Genomic DNA, 24,380 nt, shown 5'->3' with positions numbered 1-24,380 from the left:
GCCGCTTATTGTTGGTTGACGATGAGCAGCACGACCAAGCCTGTGAACACACTGTAAGCAGGCCAACGATAACGGCCTAAATGGGCAAATAATTTATCCGCCAAGGGATTAGCCACTTGAGTGACGGCTTGTCCTACCAGCCACACGGCGGCATTGAGGAATGGCAATATCAATAAGACTAGCCAACCGCTACAGCCTAAGAACAGGTTGCCCCACGCTTGCGGATAGAGGCCGCCCGCCAGATTAAGGATAAGCTGTGCCGCTAAAATGCCCCAAGCGGTCGCGCCTAAAATAAACGTTAAGCTCAGTAGCCGATAAGTGGCTGGGCATAAATAGCGGGCGGGCTTTAACCACGCGGGCTTATGTTTGGACAGATACATGGCGGGCAGGGTCAGGCATAGCAGTAACAAGCTGGTGACAACCAATAAATCCCAAAATTTCGGGCTGATGGCTTCATTGATGGCGCCGACATAATAGGCAGCGTAAGGTTCGGGTTCGCGGTTATCCAAACCTTCGGCAATAAGAGTCAAAAATAAGCCTAAGCCTGCATAACTTAAGCTGCTTAAGGCGAATGCGGTGGCGGTGCTGGTGGCTATTTTGTTGTTCATACAGACGGATGATAAAGGCTATTGGGATTGGTGGCGGCGTATGCTAGCTATGCTCACGGGGCGGCGATGTGTTGCAGGATGTGGCTGATAAAAGCGGGCATAAGCGTGTCGTTACGGTAGGCATAAATCGGGTTGAAAAAGATACGGTGTGCCATTGTGGCGGGGTAAACCGCGCGTAAGTCTTCGGGTAACAGGTTGTCGCGCCCCGCCAGCCAAGCCCGAACCTTGGCCGCACGGATGAAATAAGCCATGCCGCGCGGGCTGGCACCGGCGTGGATCAATTCCGCCATGTCCACATCGTCTATACGGATGCCGTATTCGGCGGGCCGGTGCGAGGCTTTCCATAAGGTTAGGGCGTAGGCTTTGAGGGCGGCGGTGCTTTGGATGTGGCTTTGGATTAATTCGGCGATACCGTTGAGTGCGTCAAATTGCAACTGTCCGCTCGGCAGCGTTGCCAATAAACGGTCGGTGTCGTGGTAACGCGGGTTAAACATCAGGTCTTGTAGAACGGTGTCGTCCGTCGGTGTGTCGATGGTGATCTCAAACATAAACCGATCTTTTGCCGCTGCGGGCAGCTCAAAGGTTTCGTCTTTTTCGACACGGTTACGGTCGGCGAACACCAGCAAATGGGGTAAGTGATACGTCCGGTTAAAGGCCTGTACGCTCCGCTCTGCCATGGTGCGTAACAGTAAGGCGTGGACTTGCGGACGGGCGCGGTTAATTTCGTTAAAAAAGAAAGTCGCTAACTGTTCGCCCTGTTTCAATAATGGGCCGGCATCCACTTGCGGTTTGCCGTTGTTATCGAGATAAGTGTAGTAAATCAGGTCGGAGGGCATTAAATCTATAGTGCCTTCGATCCGTTGGTACGCACCGCCTAAGCCTTGGGCCAACGCCCTGAGTAAGGTGGTTTTGCCCACTCCGACATTGCCTTCCAGCAGGACATGCCCACGCGCAAACACCGCTAGGATGCTATGGCGGATAGCGTCGGTCTGACCGATGACAAGGGTTCCGAGCTGGTCTTCAAACTGTAACGCTTTGTCGCGCCAGCCGTTAAGTAGATGATCTGTCATAGTGGTAAAAAAACGCCGGCAAGAAGACTTTCCGGCGTATGAGTTATATTAGTCAACATAAAGCCAAGGATGGATGCCTGTTATCGCAAACCCCGTACCGATAATGGGCGGGACAACGCGCCCGGTTGCTAAATTCACGTTATTTGGCAATTGGCTGGCGCATTGTTTCAAGCATTGGCATAAGGTACGGCTGGGGTTTTATGCCGGGTAACGCATTAGCAAGTTATTAGCAAATCACTGGGGTATTTCGTCTACGTCATAAACAAATTTGCCGCTTTTGCTGAAATACTGTTGGCGTTTTTGGTTACGCGCCTCCATTTCTTTAACGGATTGCGCTTGTTTGTTCAGTTCGTTAACATCGTGTTTTGGGTCGTATTTACTGCCCGCGACTTTATCGGGATAGCCGGGTTTGGGTTCCCAGCAAACGCCCGGTTCTTTACAATTGGTACCGTCATAAGCCGATGCCGAAAAGGGCACGCTAGCTGCCGCCAGAATCGCCACGGATAAAAGCAAGTGTTTCATGGTTGTCTCCTTGTTATTTATTAAGCCATTTGGCCTTTTTGGGGTCGCCGTTATAAATGTCGCGAATGAAGGCCATAATTTGTAACATTTCATCGGTGTTGAAATTGACATATTGCGGCCCCATCATGCCGTTCGCACCGCCAAACAGCAGTTCGAACAAGCCGTGGTCGGTGGCGTTGCGCGGATATGTCCAGTAATCATCCGCTAGGCCGGGGCCTAATTTGCCTTCGGCTTCGTGGCCGTGGCAACCGGAACAGCCGGTCATATACAGGCTTTTGCCTTTTGCTACAGCGTCTTGGTTGCCGTTGTAAGGGTTTTTGCCGTCTTGCATAAATTGCTTGAAGGCTTCGGTATTGCCGCCTTTTTTGGCGAAGCTCAAATCCAACGCTTCGCCCGTTATGGCGTTGTGTAGGGTAATATCGGCTTGGGCGGTAGGCAGCAGCAGAGCGCCTAATACGAATGCCGCCAAGCAGGTTCTTTTGAAAGTCATGGTTGTCCTATAGGGTTACGGAACGACGGCAAAGCCTTGTTCGGTCAGTAAAGGGATGCCTTCTGCCATTAACAATTGCTTGATGTCCTGTGGGTGGGTTTTGATCAATCCGTCCAATTGTGCCAGTAAGGCGGTATCGCCTTTGCGTACCGCCATTGACGTGCTGTAATGGTGGGGTACTTTGGCACCGTCGGCGCGGGTGTTGTTGTCGGGGATAACCGTCATGGTCAAAGGCGTTACCGATGCTTTGACATAACGTCCGGCGGACGGCCCCCACAAGACGGCAAGTTCGGCGTGGCCTGACGACACTTCGTCGACCAATTTTTCCGCTTCGTACTTAATGTATTGGTTGCGCTTGGAGCGGAAGCCGACCAGTTCTTGCGAATAATTGAACAAGTCGTTATAACGCCCAATCGCCCGCAACATGGTTTCGGCGGGCGAACCCGGCACAAAAGCGATGCGTTGCGCTTTGGTCAGGGCTTCGCTATGCCAATTAGACAAATCTAATTGGTCGCTTTGCCGGGCGATAAATACATAGCCGGAGCGGTAATAGGCGGCAGTGGTGGCTACGCGCGGGTCATCGGTATCGACACCGATAACGACATCGCATAAACCTTTGTCGAGGGTGTCGCGCAGGTAATAGCGCGGGTCTGTCCAATAGACAAACGTCACTTTTTTATGCAGCTCGCTACCTAGCCATTGCGCCAGCTTGTTCTCAAAGCCTTCGCCTTTACGGTTGGAGTAAGGCATTTCATCTTCCGCCGCACAGACTTTTAGCGTATTGTCTTCTGCATGGGCGACTGATATGGCTAAACCTAGGCAGCACAGTAAGCCAGGGATTTTTAGGTTAAATGGCATTTCGGGTTCTCTTCTGATGGGTATCGGGGCAGCCCAGTAACAAGCCGCCCACGGTACGCCGTTAAACGGTTATAGTGAAAACACCATGACCCCGCCGCCCATTTGCGTGTAATGCGCCAACTCTTTAAACGCACCTACCGCACCTAAACCCGCCGTTGGGTCTTTCAGGTCAAACACCAGGCCGACACCGGGCCAACCGCCTACGCCGTAGTAAATGGCGACATATTGCTTACCGTTATGCAGGTAGGTGATGGGGTGGCCGATAACGCCGGACGGCAATTTGAATTTCCATAATTCTTCGCCTGTTTTGGAATTTAAGGCTTTGATGTAACCGTCTAAAGTACCGTAGAACAACAGATCGCCAGCGGTGGCGGTTGTACCGCCCCATACGGCAAACTTTTCCTTCACTTCCCATTCAAATTCGCCTGTGACCGAGTTCATGGCTTTGACTTGGCCTAAAGTGCCTTTAGGGCCGGGGTACATGTTTAAGGTGGCGCCGACAAAGAATTGTCCGGCACGGTAGGGCAACATAAACGGTTCCCAGTCCATACAGATATGGTTGATACCCATGAAGAACAGTTTCTTGGCGGGGTCGTAAGATTCGATGCCTTGGTTGTGGTAGCCCATTGCCGATGGGCAAATGCCTTTGGCTTCATGATCCATGTGGGTTGAGTATTCAGGGTCACGGACGGGTAAGCCGGTCTTTAAATCGACTTTTTTCACCCAGTTAACGGTGTCGTCAATTTTAAAGGCGTTAACCAAGTCGCCGTTTTCGCGGTTTAAGGTGTACACCAAACCGTTGCGGTCAGGATGGGTCAGTAATTTGGTTTTTTTGCCATCGACGACTTGTTCGGATAAGCCCATATAGTTGACTCCCGCATAATCCCATTCATCATGCGGGGTTTTTTGGTAGCCGAACTTGGCTTCGCCTGTGTTGACATCGCGTCCCCAAATAGTCATCGTCCATTTGTTATCGCCAGGGCGCATAGTTTCGTTCCATGGGGCAGGATTACCGGAACCGTAATAGAGCATGTCGAGGTCAGGGTCGAACGCATACCAACCCCAGTTGGTGCCGCCGCCGATTTTCCAAGCATCGCCTTCCCAGGTTTTTAGGCCTAAACCGAATTGCCCGTAATGGGGGTTGGCTTTATTGAAATCTTTGGCCAGTTTGATGTCTTCGTCAGGGCCGGTAGCATAGACCCGCCATTGTTGTTTACCATCTTTAATGCTGTAAGCGGTCGCATAACCGCGTACCCCCAGTTCCGCGCCGGAACTGCCGACGATGACTTTATCTTTCACCACAAACGGGGCAGCGGTTAGGGTTGAGCCCATAGCAATATCGGAGTTTTCCATTTTCCAAAGCACTTCGCCGGTTTTGGCGTTAATGGCGACGATATGCCCGTCCAATTGGTTTTGGAAAATAGTCGCCGGATAGCCGTTACCTTCGGGCGCATAGGCCAGGCCGCGGTTAACCACGTCGCAGCAGGCGACCGCCCGTGCCGCCGGATTTTGTTTCGGCTTGTATTCCCATAAAATTTTGTCCGGCTCGTTGAGGTCGATAGCAAAAATATTGTTGGGGTAAGGGGTATGGACATACATGATGCCGTTAACGACTAAAGGGCCGCCTTCATGGCCGTTTAAGACACCTGTCGAAAATGACCAAGCCACTTTCAGATTTTTGACGTTGGTGACATTGATGTCATAGAGTTCGCTAAAGTGCGTGGCGCTGTAGTCTTTCGTCTGCATAACCCAGTTGGTGTTTTGCCGTGACAGTTTGTCCAGCTCCTTATTGGCTTGGGCGGGTTGCGCTAACGCCACGAGAATCCCCGTTGCCAATGCGGTTCGCCCCACCAGAACCGCCAATTTCAAAATCTGCATAATTCCTCCAGAATATTATTTATGTTATTCAATAAGGCCTAGCCTTCTGCCCGGAGAACCCAAAAGCCATTGGCTTACTTGATCAAAGCGGAGGGTTGTTGGGTTGTTCGGACATCAGGCTATGCTGGACGGGCATGATACGGGAGGCAGGTGTCTTGCCGTTACGGAATAAGCCTGTAAAAATACGGGGAAAAGAACGGAAAATTGGTGGGAAAAATTCCGTTATGCCGTTAAAGCAAATCATTAAGTGTGACTGTCGGCTTGCCTCCCTCCTGGGCTTGGCTACCGCACGAAGAAAAGGAAATCCTCCCATAGCCGCCGCCGATAAAAGTCGGCATGATAGGCGGATTGTTTTCTTATGTGGGGTTGCAGGGTGTCGGCAAAAATTAGTGTGTTATTGGTGGATGATCATGCTGTAGTCCGGGCAGGCTATAAAACCTATTTATCCTTAGCGGAAAATATCGGCCAAGTGTATGAGGCAGACCGTGGCGAAACTGCTTGTCAGTTATACAATCAACATCAGCCGGATTTAGTGGTTTTGGATTTGTCCATGCCCGGCATCGGTGGCTTTGAAACCATCCGGCGGCTGATTAACCGGGATAACCATGCGAAAATATTGGTGTTCAGCATCCATAACGAATTGGTTTATGTTACCCGTGCCTTACAGGCGGGCGCGAAAGGTTACATCACCAAAAACAGCAGCCCTGATATTCTGGTGACTGCTGTCGGTAAAATCGCCCTAGGCGGCACATTTGTCGACTCCGAACTTGCCCAGCAATTGGCGATTACCATGACTTCGGGGCTGGACAGTTCTGAACGTATCAAACAGCTTTCGCCTAGGGAATTTGATGTGTTCTGTTTGCTTGCCAATGGTTACACCACCCACAAAGCGGCAGAAAAGCTGTGTTTGAGTTATAAGACCGTGTGTAACCACGGTACGGCGATTAAGGAAAAATTGGGCGTGGAAACGCTTGCCGAGCTGACCTTATTGGCGACACGGCAAGGCTTGATTACGGCGCAGGAGGTTTTGTAAGGGTAATGCCTGTCCACGCGTAACAGACGGTGGTTGCGCATGGACGGGACGGTTATTTTTCTACCGTGCCTTTTAAGCCGGTTAAACCGTTTTTGAAAAAACTGACCATTGCGTTGACAGCGGCTTCGTCAGTCAGGTTGGCGGGTGGCGTGTTGCTGGTGTCGCCGCGATAAAAGCGGCTTTTCATCAAAACGGTGCTGTTATTGGCGGTGTCGCCGGCCAGCACTTGCACGGTGATAGAATAAGAGCTAACGGGAAAGGCTTGGGCATTTTCGGTTTTTAAGCGGTAGCTGTATTCGTGGTCTTTATCGCTATAAAAATCCAGTTCCTCAACTAATTGCCCGCCGTTTTGTAAGGTTAGGGTACGGGTTCCGCCTGATTCATGTTTGCCGTCCCCTGTGCTTTGCTTTACATCGGGATGCCAATGGGCAATATCGGAAAACTGTTTGACGGTATCCCAAACCTTTGCGACCGGGGCGTTAATGGTGATGCTTTCCTTGGCTTTTTGCGGGGTAGGGCCATGGGCGAAGCTAAGTAGGGGTAAGCAGAGCAAGCTTAAACAGGCGTAAGCAGATTTGTTCATAATCAATAACCAAAAAGCCTATTATTGATAATTTTAGCTGAAAAATATTGGGCAAATTTCCTGATATTGGCAGGGTAAATTCCTATTTTTCACCTGACAACGGGCTGAAATTTAACGGCTGACCAGCCCGCTTCCTCAAGAACTGCACGATAACATAGAGCATCCTGCCCGCTGTCTGGCCCAGTCGGGACGTTTGGCGGCAAAGTGTCTTTTATCCGGCTGTTCGTCGTAAGGGTGGCGCAGCAGTTCCAACAGTTCATGGATTTTGCTGAAATCGCCTTGTTCGGCTTGGTCTATGGCAACTTGGGCGAGGTAGTTGCGCAGCACATAATTGGGGTTGACCGCGTTCATGTTTTGGCGGCGTTGTGCTTCCGGCAAGCCGTCGCGGCGCAGGCGTTGGAGGTAGGGCCGCAACCATGCGCCCAATTGGGCTTGGTAGGCGGGGGTAAGCTGTTCGGGCAGGTAATAGGCCTCTAACAGTGGGGCCATCAGTTGCGCGTCGTCGCTTGTATCGGCATGGCTGTCCAGTAAGGCCAGGCGGCGGAAGAAGATTGTCATATCGGTTTCGACGCTTTGTAACAGGGTCAATAAGTCTGTGCAGAGATCATAATCACTTGCCGGGTCAAATTGCTGTAGGCCCAGTTTGCTGGCCATCATGGCTTGCCAACCTTCGGCAAAGTGTTGTTGGTAGGTATTCAGCGCCGCTTGCAAGGGGCTGATGTCGTCGGTTTCCAGTAAAGGGAAAATGGCGTTTGCCAATTGCCCTAGGTTCCAAAAAGCAATTGACGGTTGGTTGCCGAAACGGTAGCGGCGGCCACTGGCATCGGTGGTGTTGGGTGTCCAGTTCAAATCGAAGTTTTCCAGCCAGCCATAAGGGCCATAGTCTATGGTCAAACCCAAAATCGACATATTATCGGTGTTCATCACGCCATGCACAAAGCCGACCCGTTGCCAATGTACAATCATTTCGGCAGTACGGCGGCAAACTTCGGTATACCATTGTAGATAAACGGCGGGGCAGGGTGCGCCTAAGTGCGGAAAGTCGGTGGTGATGGTGTAATCCACCAGTTGCTTAAGTGCTGTTAAGTCGCCCCGTGCGGCAAACAGTTGGAAGCTGCCAAAGCGGGTGAACGAGGGGGCGACTCGGCAGACCACTGCACCGGGTTCGGCTTTGGGGTGGCCGTCGTAAAACATATCGCGGATGACGGTATCGCCTGTCAGCACCAAGCTTAAGGCGCGGGTGGTGGGGATGCCTAAGTGGTGCATGGCTTCGCTGCATAAAAATTCGCGTACCGAGGAACGCAACACGGCCAAGCCGTCTGCCGAGCGCGAATAGGGGGTGGGGCCTGCGCCTTTCAGTTGCAACGTCCACCGCTTGCCAGCGGCATTGACAGCTTCGCCCAGGTTAATGGCGCGGCCATCGCCTAACTGCCCCGCCCAACTACCGAATTGGTGGCCACCATAGCATAGCGCATAAGGTTCCATGCCGTCTGCTAGGGCATTGCCTGCAAATATTTGGGCAAACTCTGGGCTGTCACAGGCGGATACGGACAAATCCACTAATTGCGCGACTTCCCAAGCATACACGACTAACTGCGGCTGGCTAACAGGTGTCGGCAGCACTTTAGAATAACAAGCACCTAAGACTTGGCGGCGGAAGTTCAGTGGTTCAGGATCGCCGGGTAAGGTGCGGATGAATTTGTTATCAAAGTTTAGGCGGAGTTTTGTGGTCATGGCTAAGGTTGGGGTTGGGGTTGGATAAAAAAGCTAGCGGGCAAGCGCACGGCGGGTCGGTTCTTGGTGCTGTTGAGGCGAGTGGTGTTGTACCTGCTCTTGTGGTGTCGGATAGCCGCCCCCCCCGAAAAAAAAGCCCCCCGGATACATATTATTATAATAAGGGGAGCGATATCCGCCGCCATAAAGCGGTTGCCCGTAAATGTTGCGTTGGCGGGCGGCGGCAGCCAATTCTTCTTGGGCGATGGCATTGCGGTTTAGTGCGGCAATGGCGGCTTGCCTATCCAATTCGGCTTGGCGTTCTCTTTGGGCTTGCTGTTCTGCCGCTTCGCGTTTTTTAAACTCTTGTTCCCACGTTTGTAATTTGGCTTGCGCCTCGGCTTCTTTAGCCGGGTCTTCCTGTTTGATGTCAATTTCCACTTTTTTCGCCGCATTGGTCGGGCAAGGGTCAAATTGATAAACGGTTTTGTTATCAACTACGCATTTAAAGACTTCTTCGGCTTGGGCGGCAGTGGGCAGGGCTGTGTTCAGAACCAGCAACAGTAACATGTTTTTGTTCATGGTGTCTTCGTCCTCTCATGTCATAAACGTATGATGGGGGCGGCACAACCGCCCCCGGTTATATCCTGTAGTAACGCATCGCTGAGCGGCAACAGCCCCTGCTTAAGTCCGTTGTTGCTTTCCGGCAATCAATAATCGTGCCAATTTCCGTAAGCCATCCGATGACAAGGTAATGCCTAAGGGCGCGGCTTTAGTGTCCAGCTCATACAGCACATCCGTGGCGGCGATAGCGCCGAGATAGTTAAAGCCCTCTAAGCCGGGCAGATCTTGGCTAAAGGCTTTCAGTTGCGGGGTCAGGGTCGTCCATGAGTGGCTGAAAAACTCGCGCACAGGATCGTTATCGGTGGTGTTTTTGGCGGTCAAACCTGCTTGGAAAGCGGTGTTGGACTCGTGTAACATAGCCGTTAAAGTGGTTTGTAAGGCTTGGTTTTGTTGGTCTTTCCCTAAGCCATTGATGGCTTTTGCCAGCAGGCCTTGCCATTGTTTCCAAATCACTTGCCATTGTTTTTGCTCGCTGGCGGTCAGGGCGAGGCTAGGGGCTTGGGCGGGGGTGGAGGCGGGCGCATCCAAGCCCAGTTGCAAGGCAATGCCTTGGTCGTTTGCCGCCGCGCTGTTAATGGTCAGGGTATTGAGCCATTGGCTGAGTTGCGCCGCTTCCGTTTTCGGCAACCAAGTGCTGACATTGCGTTCCATATCTCCGTGCAGGCGGTTCAAGTCGATGCTCAGCCCGGCCAGTTTGGGTTCGACCACGCGTTTGAGCAAGTCTTGCAATTGGCTGATGTTGACCTGGTGGCCTTGCTGGTCGTAAGCCGTCGCTTGGGTGACAGGGAGACTTAAGACACTATGGTCGGCATTTAAGGTCGGTTTTTGTAAGGTTTCCAACACACCTTGCCACTTTAACACCGTCACGCACTGGCCGCCCAGTTTAGTGCCAAACTGCACTTGCACATCATTTGTCAGGCGGATTTGTTCGGCTTGGCCGTTTATTTTCAGATTGGCGAGTTTGAGGTAACTGCATTTTGCGCCGTCTTGCCACAGGTCGGCGGTGTGTTCCGCCCCTGTGTAGAGGCTATTGGTGACCAGTTTGGCGATCAAACCGTAATCAAGCTGCAAAGGTAAGTTGAGCGCTTGGGCTTGGCTTATCGGGCTAAAGGTGCCGAATAAGGCTAAGGCCACGGCGGATAAAGCGAATTTCATAACGTCTTCCTTAAGGATAGGGAGGGGGTGATTAGTATCGGGCAACAGTCTGAACCTACTCTGAATTAACGGTTAGGTAGGGGTAAGCAGAGATAATGTTTGCCGTAGTTTCATTATCCGGCATAGAATGCCAAACTTTTACTTTTTTAGGAGTTTACCCATGTCAGACCTTACCGCAGACAGTATTTGGTTCAGAACCGCCGAAGCGACAGTGTTTTCCAGCGACGGCCAAGGCACCGATGCGATGCCGGAAATTTTGATCGGCAGCGTTAAAGGCCCGGCTGGTCAGGCTTTCGCCAATCTGATGGGACAAACCGAAGGCCATACGCGCATGTTTGCCATCCGCGCCTGTAACCAACAAGTCCGCCCGGCGACCATGATTGTGCCGAAAGTGACCATTAAATCAGCGGCCTACGTTAACTTGTTCGGCGGCCCCGTGCAATCGGCCATTGCTGATGCGGTATTGGACAGCGTTATTGCCGGAGTTATCCCGAAAGAATGGGCAAATGATTTGTGTATCGTCGCGATGGTGTGGATTGCCCCTGAATGTGCGACTAATCCAGAACTGGACCGTAAGGATTTGTACCGCACCAATTATGAGGCAATGAAGCTGGCTATTTCGCGGGCGATGAGCAACTCGCCGAGCATTGACGAGCTGATCGCTAACCGCCACAGCATTGTCCATGAGATGTATGATCCTGAGACGGGGGAGTCGCAGTGGTAGGGTAATTTGGAACAGCCCGCAGCAGGTGGTTTATGGTTTAAAAATAGAGGCCATGGGCTGCTTGCTTCGGAAATGGCGGTGCGTACAGGGGGTGGTATGAATAGTTGGCTATCCACGCTATTGTGAATATAGAAAGGTTATCTAATGTTATTGCATAAACTGATTTGTGGGCTAATGGCTTAAGCTTTGTTATGCCTAATAGGTTTTGGCCTACCTAAAAAATGCCTATATCAACCCGTTTTTCTTACCCCTATTTAGGTTGCCCCGGCCATGAGCGAAGAAGCGTTGCGACGTATTGCTGAAAATAAACAGACCCAACATTTTGAATTGGATTTGAGCGAATGTGATTTGATTGATTTGCCTGCCGAGCTTTTGGAATGTGTTTGGGTGACAAAGTTATCCTTGAGGTGGAGTGTTGAATTAGTTGATTTGTCAGCATTATCGGCCTTGTCGGGTTTGCAGCACCTTGACTGTTCCCGCACATCGGTGGCCGACTTGTCCGCGCTGTCGGCCTTGTCCGGTTTGCAGCACCTTGACTGTTCCGGCACATCGGTGGCCGACTTGTCCGCGCTGTCGGGTTTGTCCAATTTGCAGCACCTTGACTGTTCCGGCACATCGGTGGCCGACTTGTCCGCGCTGTCGGGTTTGTCCAATTTGCAGCACCTTGACTGTTCCCGCACATCGGTGGCCGACTTGTCCGCGCTGTCGGGTTTGTCCAATTTGCAGCACCTTGACTGTTCTAGCACATCGGTGGCCGACTTGTCCGCGCTGTCGGGTTTGTCCAATTTGCAGCACCTTGACTGTTCCCGCACATCGGTGGCCGACTTGTCCGCGCTGTCGGGTTTGTCCAATTTGCAGAGCATTGACTGTTCTAGCACATCGGTGGCCGACTTGTCCGCGCTGTCGGGTTTGTCCAATTTGCAGAGCATTGACTGTTCTAGCACATCGGTGGCCGACTTGTCCGCGCTGTCGGCCTTGTCCGGTTTGCAGCATCTTAATTGTTCCGGCACATCGGTGGCCGACTTGTCCGCGCTGTCGGGTTTGTCCAATTTGCAGCACCTTGACTGTTCCGGCACATCGGTGGCCGACTTGTCCGCGCTGTCGGGTTTGTCCAATTTGCAGCACCTTGACTGTTCCGGCACATCGGTGGCCGACTTGTCCGCGCTGTCGGGTTTGTCCAATTTGCAGCACCTTGACTGTTCCGGCACATCGGTGGCCGACTTGTCCACGCTGTCGGCCTTGTCCGGTTTGCAGCATCTTAATTGTTCCGGCACATCGGTGGCCGACTTGTCCGTGCTGTCGGCCTTGTCCGGTTTGCAGAGCATTGACTGTTCGGGCACATCGGTGGCCGACTTGTCCACGCTGTCGGCCTTGTCCGGTTTGCAGAGCATTGACTGTTCCGGCACATCGGTGGCCGACTTGTCCGCGCTGTCGGCCTTGTCCGGTTTGCAGAGCATTGACTGTTCGGGCACATCGGTTGCCGATTTATCGCCAATAAAGTATTTAATTAAAGATAATGTACAGGTAATTGAAAGTGATTCGCTTCTTTTGCGGTTTGTCAGAAGTAAGTATTTGTCAGGAATCTATGTTGGTGATTGCCCTTTAATCTGCCCACCTATTGAAATAGCCCAAGACTCTCCAGAAGCCGTAGTGGATTATTTTGAAGAACTCGGCGAAGACGGACGCAATCTCAACGAAGTTAAAATCATTTTCCTAGGTGAGGCTTCGGCAGGTAAAACCTCGTTGGTGAAGCAATTAATGGGGGAGGCATTTGACCTTCGTGAGAGCCAAACCCACGGTATCCGTATCCGCAAAGTGCCGTTTACTATGCCCGATGGTGATGCCGTCACGGCGCATTTATGGGATTTTGGTGGTCAGGAAGTGATGCACGCCACCCATCAGTTTTTCTTATCGCAACGGAGTGTTTATGTGTTGCTGCTGAATAGCCGTAATGATGACCAAGCGGAAAAATGGCTGAAACACGCGGAAAGTTTTGGTGGGCGTTCGCCTGTGCTGGTGGTGTTAAATAAAATTGACGAAAACCCGTCGTTTGAGGTTGAGCGCAAAAGTTTGCAAGAAAAATATCCGCAAATTCAAGGGTTTTTCCGGCTGTCTTGCGCGGAGAATAATCATTCGGGGTTTGTTGAATTCAAGGAAGCGTTGCGCCAGCAAATTGACCGCTCTGATACGCGCCGGACACCGTTTCCGGCGCGGTGGTTGGCGGTGAAAAACCATTTTGCCGATATGACGGCGGACTATATTGAAGCGGCGGAGTTTCGGCGAGTGTGTGAACGGCACGGGGTGGCGCGTCCGTTAAGCCAAGACGTGTTGTTGCAATTTCTGCATGATTTGGGGGTGGTGATTAATTTCCGTAATCTGCAAAATTTTGATACCCAAATCCTTAATCCGCTATGGCTGACGAATGGCGTTTACCGGATTATCAATTCCGGCTTGGTTGCCGAAAGTGGCGGTTTGCTTAAGGAAGCGGATTTTGACGCGGTGATTAACGATTCGCGCTACCAAACAAATGATACTAGCGAGCAGGCCTTTCATTATCCGAAACATAAGTTACAGTATATTGTTCGGGTAATGCAGGAGTTTGAGCTGTGTTTTATGCTCGATACGCAGCGTTATGTTGTACCGCAATTGTTACCCGCCAATGCCTCGGATTTTCAGTTTGATGGGGCGGTGTTGAAGTTTGTTATCCATTTTCCTGATTTGTTGCCTAGTAGTGTGTTCCCGCGTCTGATGGTTAAGCTGCATACCTTTATTCGCGGTGCAGACCGTTGGCGCACGGGTATGGTGCTGCATAAGCCGACTGTTTTTCAGGCATCGGCACGGGTGCGCTGGGATAAGGAAGACCAAAAGCTGTTGCTGGATGTGTGTGGTGAGGAGCGGCGGCGTTTTTTAAGTTTTATTCGGGAAACGGTTAAAGAGATTGTTGCTGATTTTGCGAACTTAAATTTTACCGAATTAGTGCCGATACCGGATGGTGATGCTTATAAAGATTACGATGAGTTGGTTTGTGCAGAGCAGGATGGTGAAGAAGAGGTTTATATCAAGGAATTGAGAAAGCGGGTAAAAATTGCCGATTTGTTGGATGGTGTGGAGGAGGCTGTAATGCGTGATGAAGAAGCGCAGAAGCCGATAAAGGCCTTTGTGTCGTATTCCCACGCCGATTTGGAACATCTTAAGGCTTTGCAAGCCGCTTTGTCGCCGCTGGTGCGTTTGGAAAAACTCCAGCTTTGGGATGACCGCAGTATTGATGCGGGTACGGATTGGCGCGAGACGATTTTTCAGCACTTGGCGGCGGCGGATGTTGTTTTGTGTTTGGTCAGCCCGGATTTTGTGAAATCGGATTTTTGTTATCAAGAAGAATTTAGTACGGCTTTGCTGGAGCATAATCGGGGTGAAAAAGTGATTGTGCCGATTAGGCTGCGTAGTACCGATTGGGACGGTTTGCGTTTGAGGGACATTCAGGGTGTGCCTGGGGTATGGGTTACTTCGGCGGGCAATAAGGATGAGGCTTGGACTGAGGTGTCGGTGGCGTTACGCCGGGTGCTGGAGCAGGTGAAAGCACGAAAACGGGCAGAGTAGGTGGTTTTTAGGCTGTGGCGGTTAAAGCTATCGGGTAAAATAGCGGGCAGTTGGTTGCGTCCGGTTATTTGGGGCGGGTCTGTAAATGCTGACAATTCATAAAAGGCAGATAAAATGTGAGTACAAGAACAAATTATGGATGAAATTAATCCTATTCCTGCCGATAAGTTGACTGAGCTTTATCGTTTAGTCCGGCAATTCCGTTTGGGATTAGTGGAGGGGCAGCCGATGCCTGATGATAAGTATCGGTTGCGTAATCAGGAAACCGTTTCTAAACCTGTGACGGGTAAATTATCAGAGCGTTTACTCGCACCTGATATTGCGGCGGATGACCGTTTATTTGAGCGTAGCCAAGACTTAATGAGTTGAGCGTTTTCTGGTTTAAGCCTTAATTTTTGCTAAAGAAGTCGTTAACGTATTTTCGCTTTTCCCTTCCTTATCTTTCCACCCCACAGCAGCACCCACTACCTATTTAATGTCCAGCAACGAACTTATCCAACAACTCACCCGCCAGTTACCTCTGTGTCTGAACCAAGACCGCCACGCGCTGAAACGGCAGTTAGACCGTTTCCGTCAGGATGCCAAGAAAGGCAAGCCGATAGACGGGGCTTTGGCGGCGCTGGCTGGCCGTATCGATAACTCGGTGGCGTTGCGTAACCGCCGCCTTGCCAGTATCCCGCCGCTGAATTTCCCCGATTTGCCCGTTACGGGTAAGAAGGATGAGATTGCCGAGCTGATTAAAAACCATCAGGTGGTGGTGGTGTGCGGGGAAACGGGATCGGGAAAGACCACGCAGTTGCCGAAAATCTGTTTGTCGATTGGCCGGGGAGCGGCGGGATTTATCGGCCATACCCAGCCGCGCCGGATTGCGGCGCGGACGGTGGCGGATCGGATTGCCGAGGAATTGGGCGAAACGATTGGCAAGTCGGTGGGCTATAAAATCCGTTTTAATGACAAAACCCATGCCGAATCGTTGGTTAAGCTGATGACGGACGGGATTTTGCTGGCGGAGTCGCAAAATGACCCGTATCTGAACCAGTACGACACCATTATTATTGACGAGGCGCATGAGCGCAGTCTGAATATTGATTTTTTGATCGGCTATATGAAGTGGCTGTTGCCGAAACGCCCGGATTTAAAGCTGGTCATTACGTCGGCGACCATTGATACCAAACGGTTTTCCGAACATTTTGATAATGCGCCGATTATTGAGGTGTCGGGGCGGACGTATCCGGTGGACATCCGTTATCGCCCTATTGAGCAAAAGGACGAGGACGAGGAAAACGATGAGACCACTGATGATTTGCAGAATGCGATTCTCGATGCGGTCGATGAACTGACCCGCGATTTGCGCGGCGATATTCTGATTTTTTTAAGCGGTGAGCGGGAAATTAGGGAAACCACGGATTCGTTAAAAAAGCATCATCCCACCCAGTATGAGATTTTGCCGCTGTATTCTAAGCTGAGCGTCAGTGAGCAGGAGCGGGTGTTTAACCCTAAGGGTGGCAAGTTGCGCATTGTTTTGGCGACTAACGTTGCGGAAACCTCGTTGACGGTGCCGGGCATACGCGGGGTGATTGATACCGGACATGCGCGGATTAGCCGCTATAGCCACCGCAGTAAAATCCAGCGTTTGCCGATTGAGCGGGTGTCGCAATCCAGCGCTAACCAACGCGCCGGACGGTGCGGGCGGGTCGCGGAAGGGATTTGTATCCGTCTGTATTCGCGCGAGGACTATATTGCCAGGCCGGAGTTTACCGAGCCGGAGATCATGCGCACTAATTTGTCGGCGGTCATTTTGCAGATGGCGGCGTTGAAATTGGGTGATATTGAGGATTTTCCGTTTATCGAGCCGCCTGATGACAAAATGATCCGTGACGGCAAGACCATGCTGCAAGAGGTCAATGCCTTGGATAAAGCGGGGCAGTTGACTGATGTCGGGCGGCAGTTGGCGAAGTTTCCGACTGACCCTAAGTTGGCGCGGATGTTGGTGGCGGCCCATGATGAAGGTTGTCTGCATGAGGTGGCGATTATTGTCGCGGCCTTAAGTGTGCAAGACCCGCGTGAAAAGCCTGCCGATAAGATGGGGCAGGCGGATGCTAAACATGCGGCGTTCCGGCATCCCGAATCGGATTTTTTGACGTTGCTGAATGTTTGGAACACTTACGAGGAACAGAAAAAGCATTTGTCGAACAGCAAATTGCGTAAATACTGTACGGATAATTTCTTGTCGTATATGCGGATGCGCGAGTGGTTTGATATTCATGCGCAAATTTTGCAGGCGGTGAAGGGGGATTTGAAGATGCACTTGAATGCCCCCGCCGTTACGCTGGCGGCGGCAGATGCGCCGCCGTTGCCTTATGAGAATATCCACCGCGCGTTGTTGACGGGGCTGTTGTCGAATATCGGTTTCCGCCATGAGCAGTACGAGTATTTGGGCGCGCGGGGTCTAAAGTTTTTCATTTTCCCTGGGTCTGGGGTGCATAAGCTGAAACCGAAGTGGATTATGGCGGCGGAGCAGGTCGAGACCAGTAAGGTGTATGCGCGGACGGTGGCGCGGATTGAACCGGAATGGATAGAGCATTGCGCGGGGCATTTGGTTAAGCATAATTATTATGACCCGCATTGGGAGAAAAAAGCCGGACGCAGTGCGGTGTATGAGCGCACCTTGTTATATGGCCTGACCTTGCAGGCGGGGCGGAAAATCCCTTATGAGCGGGTGGATGCAAAATCGGCGCGGGAGTTGTTTATCCAATCGGCGTTGGTCAGCCATGAGTACCATAGCAACGCGCCGTTTTATGTCGCAAACCAAAAGTTGCTGGAAGAAGTCGGCATGATCCAGCATAAGGGGCGGCGTGTCGATTTGGTTGAAGATGAGCTGTGGTTATATGGTTTTTATGATGCTAAGTTGCCTGCTGAGGTGGTCAATGGCATCACTTTAGACCAGTGGCGCAAGACGGTTGAAAAAACCAATCCGAAGTTCCTGTTTTTGACTAAGGAAGATTTGACCCGCGAGAAAGAGGGCTATGTTAACGAGTGGGATTATCCTGATAGCAAGAAAATCGGTAATCTGACCATTCCGCTGCAATACCGTTTTGAGCCGGGTCATGATGAGGACGGGGTGACGGCGGTGATTCCTGTGCATCAGTTAAACCAATTGTCGGCTGTGCCGTTTGACTGGTTGGTACCGGGTTTGTTGGAAGAAAAATGTATCGCTTTGATTAAAGCCTTGCCGAAAAACTTGCGCAAGCACTTTGTCCCCGTACCGGAAACCGTCAAACGCTGTTTGGAAATCGAGCCGGATTTTAAGGGGTTGTTGCAAGAATGGCTGAGTTACCGTTTGCGCAAGCTGACGGGTGAGGCTGTGCCGTTAAATGCCTGGGTGCTGGATGGGGTTACCGAGCATTTAAAAATGAATTTTCGGGTGATTGATGACCAAGGCAAGCTCTTGGATTATGGCCGTGATTTGAAGAAATTGCAGCAAAAACACGCTATCCAGGCGGTGCAAAGCTTTGATCAGATTGCCGCTGATGAGTTGAGTTACACGGGCTGTATCCAATGGGCATTTGACGATTTGCCCGATACTTATGCGTTTATCCAGCAGGGGCAGAATTTTATCGGCTTTCCGGCCATTGTCGATGAAGGCGATGCGGTGGGGGTACGGATTTTTGACACTGAGCAAAAAGCGGCGGCTGAGCATCAGGCGGGTCTATTGCGGCTGTTCCAGTTGTCGTTGCGTAAGGAATGCACTTATTTGGGCAAAAATAATCTGCAAGCCGCCGCTGCTGAACTGGCTTACCACCGTTTAGCGGCGCACCCGATCATTAAGCATGCCGTTACCGCTTCCTATAAGGAAGATATGCTGAAATTGATTTTGCAGCATGTTTTTATGGACGGGCGCATTATCCGTACCCAGCAGGCCTTTGAGCATAGCTTGCAGCAAAATAAGCCGGGGCTGATGTTGGTGGCGAATGATGCGGGTAAGTTGGCGTTGGAGGTGATGGCTTTGTACACGGTGGTTAAGGCGCAGTTACAGCGGCTGAACGCTAACGATCCGCTGGCCATCGATGTCAACGGGCAATTGGCGGTTTTGGTTTATGCAGGCTTTTTGCGCACGACCCCTTATGAGCAGCTAAAGGCTTTGCCGCGCTATCTGAAAGCGATTAGTTACCGTTTGGAGAAGCTGGATAATAACCCGCAAAAAGTCCAAGAGCTGAACCGTTATGTGTTGCGTTATTGGAAGGATGTGGAGAAAAAAGCCCCCAAAAATACTATTGTGCCTGAGCAGGAGGCTTTCCGTTGGATGCTGGAAGAGTTTCGGGTGTCGCTGTTCGCCCAGCATTTGAAAACGGCTTATCCGATTTCGGCGAAACGCTTGGATAAGGCGTGGGATGAGCGGGGTTAGGGTGGCGGCACATAATTCGGGTTGTTTGGGCTTAATTTTCTTGGCCTTGGTGTACAATGCCGCCTATTGTCTTTAGCCGACTAACCGCCGCCCTAATGTTGGCTTGGCGGGCTATCCGTCTTTTCTTGTCCATTAAAAAACCATTCATCGGAGCCAATAAGTGAACTTAAAATCCTGGACTATCCAGCAATCTGCGCAAACCTACGCCATAGATTTATGGGGTGACAGCTATTTCTCGATTAATGCGCAAGGGCATGTGTGTGTTAAGCCCAGTGCCGATAAGGATATTGCTTTGGATTTGTACGAGATTGCCGAATCGTTAAATGACAAGCAGTTGTCGTTGCCGGTGCTGGTGCGCTTTACCGACATTTTAAAAGACCGTGTTACCCGTTTGGATAATGCCTTTAAAAAAGCTTGCGCCAAGTTGGCCTATACGGGTAAGTATACGCCCGTCTATCCGATTAAGGTTAACCAACAGCGGCAAGTGATAGAAGGTATTTTGGCAGCGGATAATATCGGTCTGGAGGCAGGCAGTAAGCCGGAGTTGCTGGCAATTATGGCTTTGTCGCATCAGGGGGTGGTGGTCTGTAATGGCTATAAAGACCGTGCCTATATCCGTTTGGCGTTGATTGGCCTACAAATGGGTCTGAATTTATACCTGGTGATTGAAAAGCCGCTGGAGTTGGAACTGATTATCGAAGAGGCGGCTAAGTTGGAGATTCGGCCTTCGTTAGGGTTGCGGGTCAGGTTGTCGAGCATCAGTGCGGGCAAATGGCAAAACAGCGGCGGCGAAAAATCCAAGTTTGGCCTTCATGCTTACGAAGTCCTGCAATTGGTGGAGCGTCTTAAGCAAGCGGGGTTGCTGGATTGCTTAAAGTTGATGCACTTCCACATGGGTTCGCAAATCGCCAATATCCACGACATTAAAATCGCCTTAAAAGAAGCGGGACAATTTTATGTGGAATTACGCCGTTTAGGCGCGGCGATTCAAATTGTTGATGCGGGCGGCGGTTTAGGTGTGGATTATGACGGTAGCCGTTCGCGTCGCGAATCGTCGATTAATTATAGCCTTGACGAATATGCGCACAATATTGTCCGTAGCTTTGCCGATATTTGTGCGGAAAAACAAGTGCCGCAGCCGGATATTATCACCGAGTCGGGCCGGGCATTGACTGCGCATCACGCGGTGCTGATTACCAATGTCACCGATATTGAATCGGTCTACAGTAATGAACAGGCGGCTTTGGCCGTGCCGGACAGCCGTAATTTGGTTGAGGCTTACCATGACGCGCATTTTTATTTGTCGGAAGCCCGCGCTAAATTTGCCCGCGATAAGCTGAGCATCAATGGTTTGGCCGAAGCGGAAAATGACTACGCAATTTTCTGCCAGCAGTTGCAAAATTCCTTGAATCCGAATAATCAGAATGAAGCGGCTATTTTGCAGGAATTACATGAAAAATTGGCGGATAAGATTTTCTGTAATTTCTCCCTGTTCCAGTCTTTGCCGGATATTTGGGGTATAGACCAGTTGTTTCCTATCATGCCTATCCATCGCTTGGATGAGCAGCCGACCCGCCGCGCGGTTATCCAAGATTTAACGTGCGATTCCGATGGGCGTATCGACCAATATATTGATGGGCAAAATCTGGAAAAGACCTTGCCGGTGCATGACATTGACAGCGAGCAACCGTATTTGATCGGCTTTTTTATGGTCGGGGCGTATCAGGAGATTTTGGGGGATATGCACAATCTGTTCGGCGACACCCATTCTATCAATATCAAGCTTGACGATAAGGGCTACCATTTTTACGATTTGCAGGAAGGCGAGGATGTTTCGGAATTGCTGGATTATGTGCATATCAGTAGCGAAGAGCTGAAAACGGCGTTCCGTGCCAAGCTGGCGAATAGCCCGCTGAGTGCCCAGCAACGGCAAGATTATGAGAATGAGCTGGTGGCTGGCTTGAACGCCTATACTTATCTGGAGAAGTGATATGCAGGTGGCAATGGTCGGCCTGGGGGCAATGGGCGAAGGGATGGCGAGAAATCTCGCTAAAGCGGGTTTTTTGACGGCAGTCTATAACCGTACTGCCGCTAAGGCCGAAGCCCTTGCCAATGCGTTAGCGGTACGGGCTTACCCTACGCTTGAAACCCTTGCTGCCGATATGGATGTGGTTTTTCTGTGTGTGTCGGCGGATAGTGATGTGTTGGCGGTGGTTTCGGCGCTGGCGGCGCATCTTAAGTCTGGAGCGGTGGTGGTCGATATGTCTACCGTCAGCAGTGCCACGGCGCAACAAGCGGCGGCAATGTTGGCTATGCGGCAAGTGGCGTTTCTGGATGCGCCCGTTTCGGGGGGTGTGGAAGGTGCGAAAAACGGCACTTTGTCGATGATGGTCGGCGGTGAGGCGGCGATAGTAGGCCGTGTTAGGCCATTATTGGAGTCGATGTCCGCGCGGGTTATCCATTTGGGGGCGACAGGGGCAGGGCAGGCGACTAAGGCGGTCAATCAAGTGTTGTGTGCGGGTATTAACCAAGCGGTGACGGAAGCGCTGGCCTTTGCCCAAGCGCAACAGTTGCCGATGGAATTGGTGATAGATGCGGTGGCAGGCGGTGCGGCGGGCAATTGGTTTTTAGACCATCGTGGCAAGACGATGGTGAGCGGCAGTTTTGCGCCGGGCTTTAAGTTGGCCTTGCACCATAAAGATTTAAAAATCTGTCAGGCGATGGCGGCAATGGCGGGGGTTGAAATACCATTGGCGGCGATGACAGTCCTTGATTATCAAGGCTTAATGGCGGCTGGGCATGGTGACGAAGACATTTCCGCGCTTTACAGAATCAAGTCGGGACAACGGGATAAGTAAAAATAATAAAATAAATATTGACGAAGGGAAAAAGGTAAGTATAATAGTCGGCTCTTCACCGGAAACGTGAAGCGCCCCACGGGGCGGAAAAGGGGCGGGATGGTTGCCCCGGTGCCGTTTTGAAGCCTGCTTCAAAACGGCACGAAAAAAAAGATTTGACAAGCTGGTTTGGCTCTGTATAATAGTCGGACTTAGCCGGGGTGACAGCCCCGACGCTCTTTAACAGACCGGATCGAAATAATGTGTGTGGGTGCTTGTGGCGGCTATTGCGCAATAAAATAGCCGATACAAGACAACACGTCAATTCAAAATTTACGTTTAGTTTTCTGTCGGGACCAAGATTGGCCGCTTATCTTATTAAGTGGCAAAGCTGATTTAAACTGAAGAGTTTGATCATGGCTCAGATTGAACGCTGGCGGTATGCTTAACACATGCAAGTCGGACGAGTAGTTGCTTCGGCAATGAGAGTGGCGGACGGGTGAGTAACGCATAGGAATCTGCCCTGTAGTGGGGGATAACGTGGGGAAACCCACGCTAATACCGCATACGCCCCAAGGGGGAAAGCGGGGGACTTTCGGGCCTCGCGCTATAGGATGAGCCTATGTTGGATTAGCTAGTTGGTGGGGTAAAGGCCTACCAAGGCGACGATCCATAGCTGGTCTGAGAGGATGATCAGCCACACTGGGACTGAGACACGGCCCAGACTCCTACGGGAGGCAGCAGTGGGGAATATTGGACAATGGGCGCAAGCCTGATCCAGCAATACCGCGTGTGTGAAGAAGGCCTGAGGGTTGTAAAGCACTTTTAATGGGGAGGAACTCCTGCCGGCGAATACCCGGCAGACTGACATTACCCATAGAAAAAGCACCGGCTAACTCCGTGCCAGCAGCCGCGGTAATACGGAGGGTGCAAGCGTTAATCGGAATTACTGGGCGTAAAGCGTGCGTAGGCGGCCCGTTAAGTCAGATGTGAAAGCCCCGGGCTCAACCTGGGAACGGCATTTGAAACTGGCGGGCTAGAGTTAGGTAGAGGGGAGTGGAATTTCAGGTGTAGCGGTGAAATGCGTAGAGATCTGAAGGAACACCAGTGGCGAAGGCGACTCCCTGGACCCAAACTGACGCTGAGGTACGAAAGCGTGGGTAGCAAACAGGATTAGATACCCTGGTAGTCCACGCCGTAAACGATGTCAACTAGCCGTTGGCCCCAATTATGGGGTAAGTGGCGAAGCTAACGCGATAAGTTGACCGCCTGGGGAGTACGGCCGCAAGGTTAAAACTCAAATGAATTGACGGGGGCCCGCACAAGCGGTGGAGCATGTGGTTTAATTCGATGCAACGCGAAGAACCTTACCTACCCTTGACATCCTAAGAACCCTGCGGAGACGCGGGGGTGCCTTCGGGAACTTAGAGACAGGTGCTGCATGGCTGTCGTCAGCTCGTGTTGTGAAATGTTGGGTTAAGTCCCGTAACGAGCGCAACCCTTATCCTTAGTTGCCAGCGGGTCATGCCGGGAACTCTAGGGAGACTGCCGGTGATAAACCGGAGGAAGGTGGGGACGACGTCAAGTCATCATGGCCCTTATGGGTAGGGCTACACACGTGCTACAATGGCCGGTACAGAGGGCTGCGAACTTGCGAAAGTGAGCCAATCCCAGAAAGCCGGTCTTAGTCCGGATTGCAGTCTGCAACTCGACTGCATGAAGTCGGAATCGCTAGTAATCGCGGATCAGAATGCCGCGGTGAATACGTTCCCGGGCCTTGTACACACCGCCCGTCACACCATGGGAGTGGGTTGCAAAAGAAGTCGGTAGTCTAACCTTCGGGGGGGCGCTGACCACTTTGTGATTCATGACTGGGGTGAAGTCGTAACAAGGTAGCCCTAGGGGAACCTGGGGCTGGATCACCTCCTTACAAAGGCGCAGGCCGCCATGAGCGCCCACAACACATTATTTCGGTCAAAACGGTATGAGCCTTGGGCCTGTAGCTCAGTTGGTTAGAGCGCACCCCTGATAAGGGTGAGGTCGGAGGTTCAAATCCTCCCAGGCCCACCACCGCCGCCAGACGGCAGTGCCAGGGCCTGGATGCCACACCCCACGGGGCCATAGCTCAGCTGGGAGAGCGCCTGCCTTGCACGCAGGAGGTCAGGAGTTCGATCCTCCTTGGCTCCACCACCGGGTTACCGGCGGTCAGGGTACGGCAGGGTACAGCATAACACAAAACAAAAAAACGGACGCGCCCGACAGGCGTGGCGGGGCATGGCCCAC

General features: G+C 51.6%; 17 protein-coding genes, 2 tRNA genes, 1 rRNA gene and 1 pseudogene. 11 read left to right on the top strand and 10 right to left on the bottom strand.

Features of this window, described 5'->3' with window-relative positions; genetic code table 11:
- Positions 1-5: 5 nt before the first annotated feature.
- From AADEFJLK_RS03285 to AADEFJLK_RS03260, 6 genes are all read right to left on the bottom strand, one after another.
- Positions 6-608, bottom strand: a complete 603-nt coding sequence (locus tag AADEFJLK_RS03285; RefSeq protein ID WP_088619696.1) for a hypothetical protein — start codon at positions 606-608, stop codon at positions 6-8.
- 53 nt (positions 609-661) lie between these two features.
- The gene (locus tag AADEFJLK_RS03280; RefSeq protein WP_103973280.1) at positions 662-1,678 is read right to left on the bottom strand and encodes an AAA family ATPase; all 1,017 of its coding nucleotides are present in this window, start codon (positions 1,676-1,678) and stop codon (positions 662-664) included.
- 234 nt (positions 1,679-1,912) lie between these two features.
- Positions 1,913-2,200 (bottom strand): methanol dehydrogenase [cytochrome c] subunit, encoded by a 288-nt coding sequence (locus tag AADEFJLK_RS03275; RefSeq protein ID WP_103973279.1) that lies wholly within the window; start codon positions 2,198-2,200, stop codon positions 1,913-1,915.
- 13 nt (positions 2,201-2,213) lie between these two features.
- Positions 2,214-2,690: a cytochrome c(L), periplasmic gene (gene moxG, locus AADEFJLK_RS03270; protein WP_088619693.1), complete on the bottom strand. Its 477-nt coding sequence runs from the start codon at positions 2,688-2,690 to the stop codon at positions 2,214-2,216.
- A 15-nt stretch (positions 2,691-2,705) separates the two neighbouring features.
- Positions 2,706-3,548 carry a methanol oxidation system protein MoxJ gene (gene moxJ, locus AADEFJLK_RS03265; RefSeq protein ID WP_103973278.1) on the bottom strand — a complete coding sequence of 281 codons (843 nt, stop codon included), beginning with the start codon at positions 3,546-3,548 and terminating at the stop codon, positions 2,706-2,708.
- Between the two features lie 69 nt (positions 3,549-3,617).
- Positions 3,618-5,426 carry a methanol/ethanol family PQQ-dependent dehydrogenase gene (locus tag AADEFJLK_RS03260; RefSeq protein ID WP_103973277.1) on the bottom strand — a complete coding sequence of 603 codons (1,809 nt, stop codon included), beginning with the start codon at positions 5,424-5,426 and terminating at the stop codon, positions 3,618-3,620.
- 373 nt (positions 5,427-5,799) lie between these two features.
- Here AADEFJLK_RS03260 and AADEFJLK_RS03255 point away from each other — a divergent pair, with 373 nt between their 5' ends.
- Positions 5,800-6,459 carry a response regulator gene (locus AADEFJLK_RS03255; RefSeq protein WP_103973603.1) on the top strand — a complete coding sequence of 220 codons (660 nt, stop codon included), beginning with the start codon at positions 5,800-5,802 and terminating at the stop codon, positions 6,457-6,459.
- Positions 6,460-6,511: 52 nt separating this feature from the next.
- Here AADEFJLK_RS03255 and AADEFJLK_RS03250 read toward each other — a convergent pair whose 3' ends face one another.
- The 4 genes from AADEFJLK_RS03250 to AADEFJLK_RS03235 all read right to left on the bottom strand — a co-directional run bounded on the left by AADEFJLK_RS03250 (position 6,512) and on the right by AADEFJLK_RS03235 (position 10,534).
- Positions 6,512-7,042: an SRPBCC family protein gene (locus tag AADEFJLK_RS03250; protein ID WP_103973276.1), complete on the bottom strand. Its 531-nt coding sequence runs from the start codon at positions 7,040-7,042 to the stop codon at positions 6,512-6,514.
- A 135-nt stretch (positions 7,043-7,177) separates the two neighbouring features.
- Positions 7,178-8,776, bottom strand: a complete 1,599-nt coding sequence (locus AADEFJLK_RS03245; RefSeq protein WP_103973275.1) for a protein adenylyltransferase SelO — start codon at positions 8,774-8,776, stop codon at positions 7,178-7,180.
- A 33-nt stretch (positions 8,777-8,809) separates the two neighbouring features.
- Positions 8,810-9,337, bottom strand: coding sequence for a hypothetical protein (locus AADEFJLK_RS03240; protein ID WP_103973274.1), 528 nt, complete (start codon positions 9,335-9,337; stop codon positions 8,810-8,812).
- Between the two features lie 102 nt (positions 9,338-9,439).
- On the bottom strand, positions 9,440-10,534 hold the full coding sequence (locus AADEFJLK_RS03235; RefSeq protein WP_103973273.1) for a hypothetical protein: 1,095 nt from the start codon (positions 10,532-10,534) through the stop codon (positions 9,440-9,442).
- Between the two features lie 160 nt (positions 10,535-10,694).
- Between AADEFJLK_RS03235 and fae the strand changes: the two genes are divergently transcribed.
- From fae to AADEFJLK_RS03190, 10 genes and pseudogenes are all read left to right on the top strand, one after another.
- Entirely contained in the window at positions 10,695-11,258 is a 564-nt protein-coding gene (gene fae / locus AADEFJLK_RS03230) for a formaldehyde-activating enzyme (protein ID WP_088621061.1), read from the top strand.
- Between the two features lie 270 nt (positions 11,259-11,528).
- Positions 11,529-12,437, top strand: a pseudogene (locus AADEFJLK_RS25435) (leucine-rich repeat domain-containing protein); the annotation flags it as partial.
- 393 nt (positions 12,438-12,830) lie between these two features.
- On the top strand, positions 12,831-14,855 hold the full coding sequence (locus tag AADEFJLK_RS25430; RefSeq protein ID WP_249027983.1) for a COR domain-containing protein: 2,025 nt from the start codon (positions 12,831-12,833) through the stop codon (positions 14,853-14,855).
- Positions 14,856-14,990: 135 nt separating this feature from the next.
- Complete coding sequence (locus tag AADEFJLK_RS03220) at positions 14,991-15,224, top strand: hypothetical protein (protein WP_088621059.1); 234 nt, start codon at positions 14,991-14,993, stop codon at positions 15,222-15,224.
- A gap of 106 nt (positions 15,225-15,330) precedes the next feature.
- On the top strand, positions 15,331-19,260 hold the full coding sequence (hrpA, locus tag AADEFJLK_RS03215) for an ATP-dependent RNA helicase HrpA (protein ID WP_103973271.1): 3,930 nt from the start codon (positions 15,331-15,333) through the stop codon (positions 19,258-19,260).
- 160 nt (positions 19,261-19,420) lie between these two features.
- Positions 19,421-21,250, top strand: coding sequence for a biosynthetic arginine decarboxylase (gene speA / locus AADEFJLK_RS03210; protein WP_103973270.1), 1,830 nt, complete (start codon positions 19,421-19,423; stop codon positions 21,248-21,250).
- 1 nt (position 21,251) lies between these two features.
- Positions 21,252-22,118, top strand: coding sequence for an NAD(P)-dependent oxidoreductase (locus tag AADEFJLK_RS03205; RefSeq protein ID WP_103973269.1), 867 nt, complete (start codon positions 21,252-21,254; stop codon positions 22,116-22,118).
- Between the two features lie 377 nt (positions 22,119-22,495).
- Positions 22,496-24,027 (top strand): 16S ribosomal RNA (locus AADEFJLK_RS03200).
- A gap of 63 nt (positions 24,028-24,090) precedes the next feature.
- A tRNA-Ile gene (locus AADEFJLK_RS03195) sits at positions 24,091-24,167 on the top strand.
- 44 nt (positions 24,168-24,211) lie between these two features.
- Positions 24,212-24,287 (top strand) — tRNA-Ala (locus AADEFJLK_RS03190).
- The last annotated feature ends 93 nt before the right edge of the window (positions 24,288-24,380 follow it).

It is taken from the genome of Methylovulum psychrotolerans, assembly GCF_002923755.1.
GTDB lineage: Bacteria > Pseudomonadota > Gammaproteobacteria > Methylococcales > Methylomonadaceae > Methylovulum > Methylovulum psychrotolerans.
This window is presented reverse-complemented; position numbering and strand designations above follow the sequence as displayed.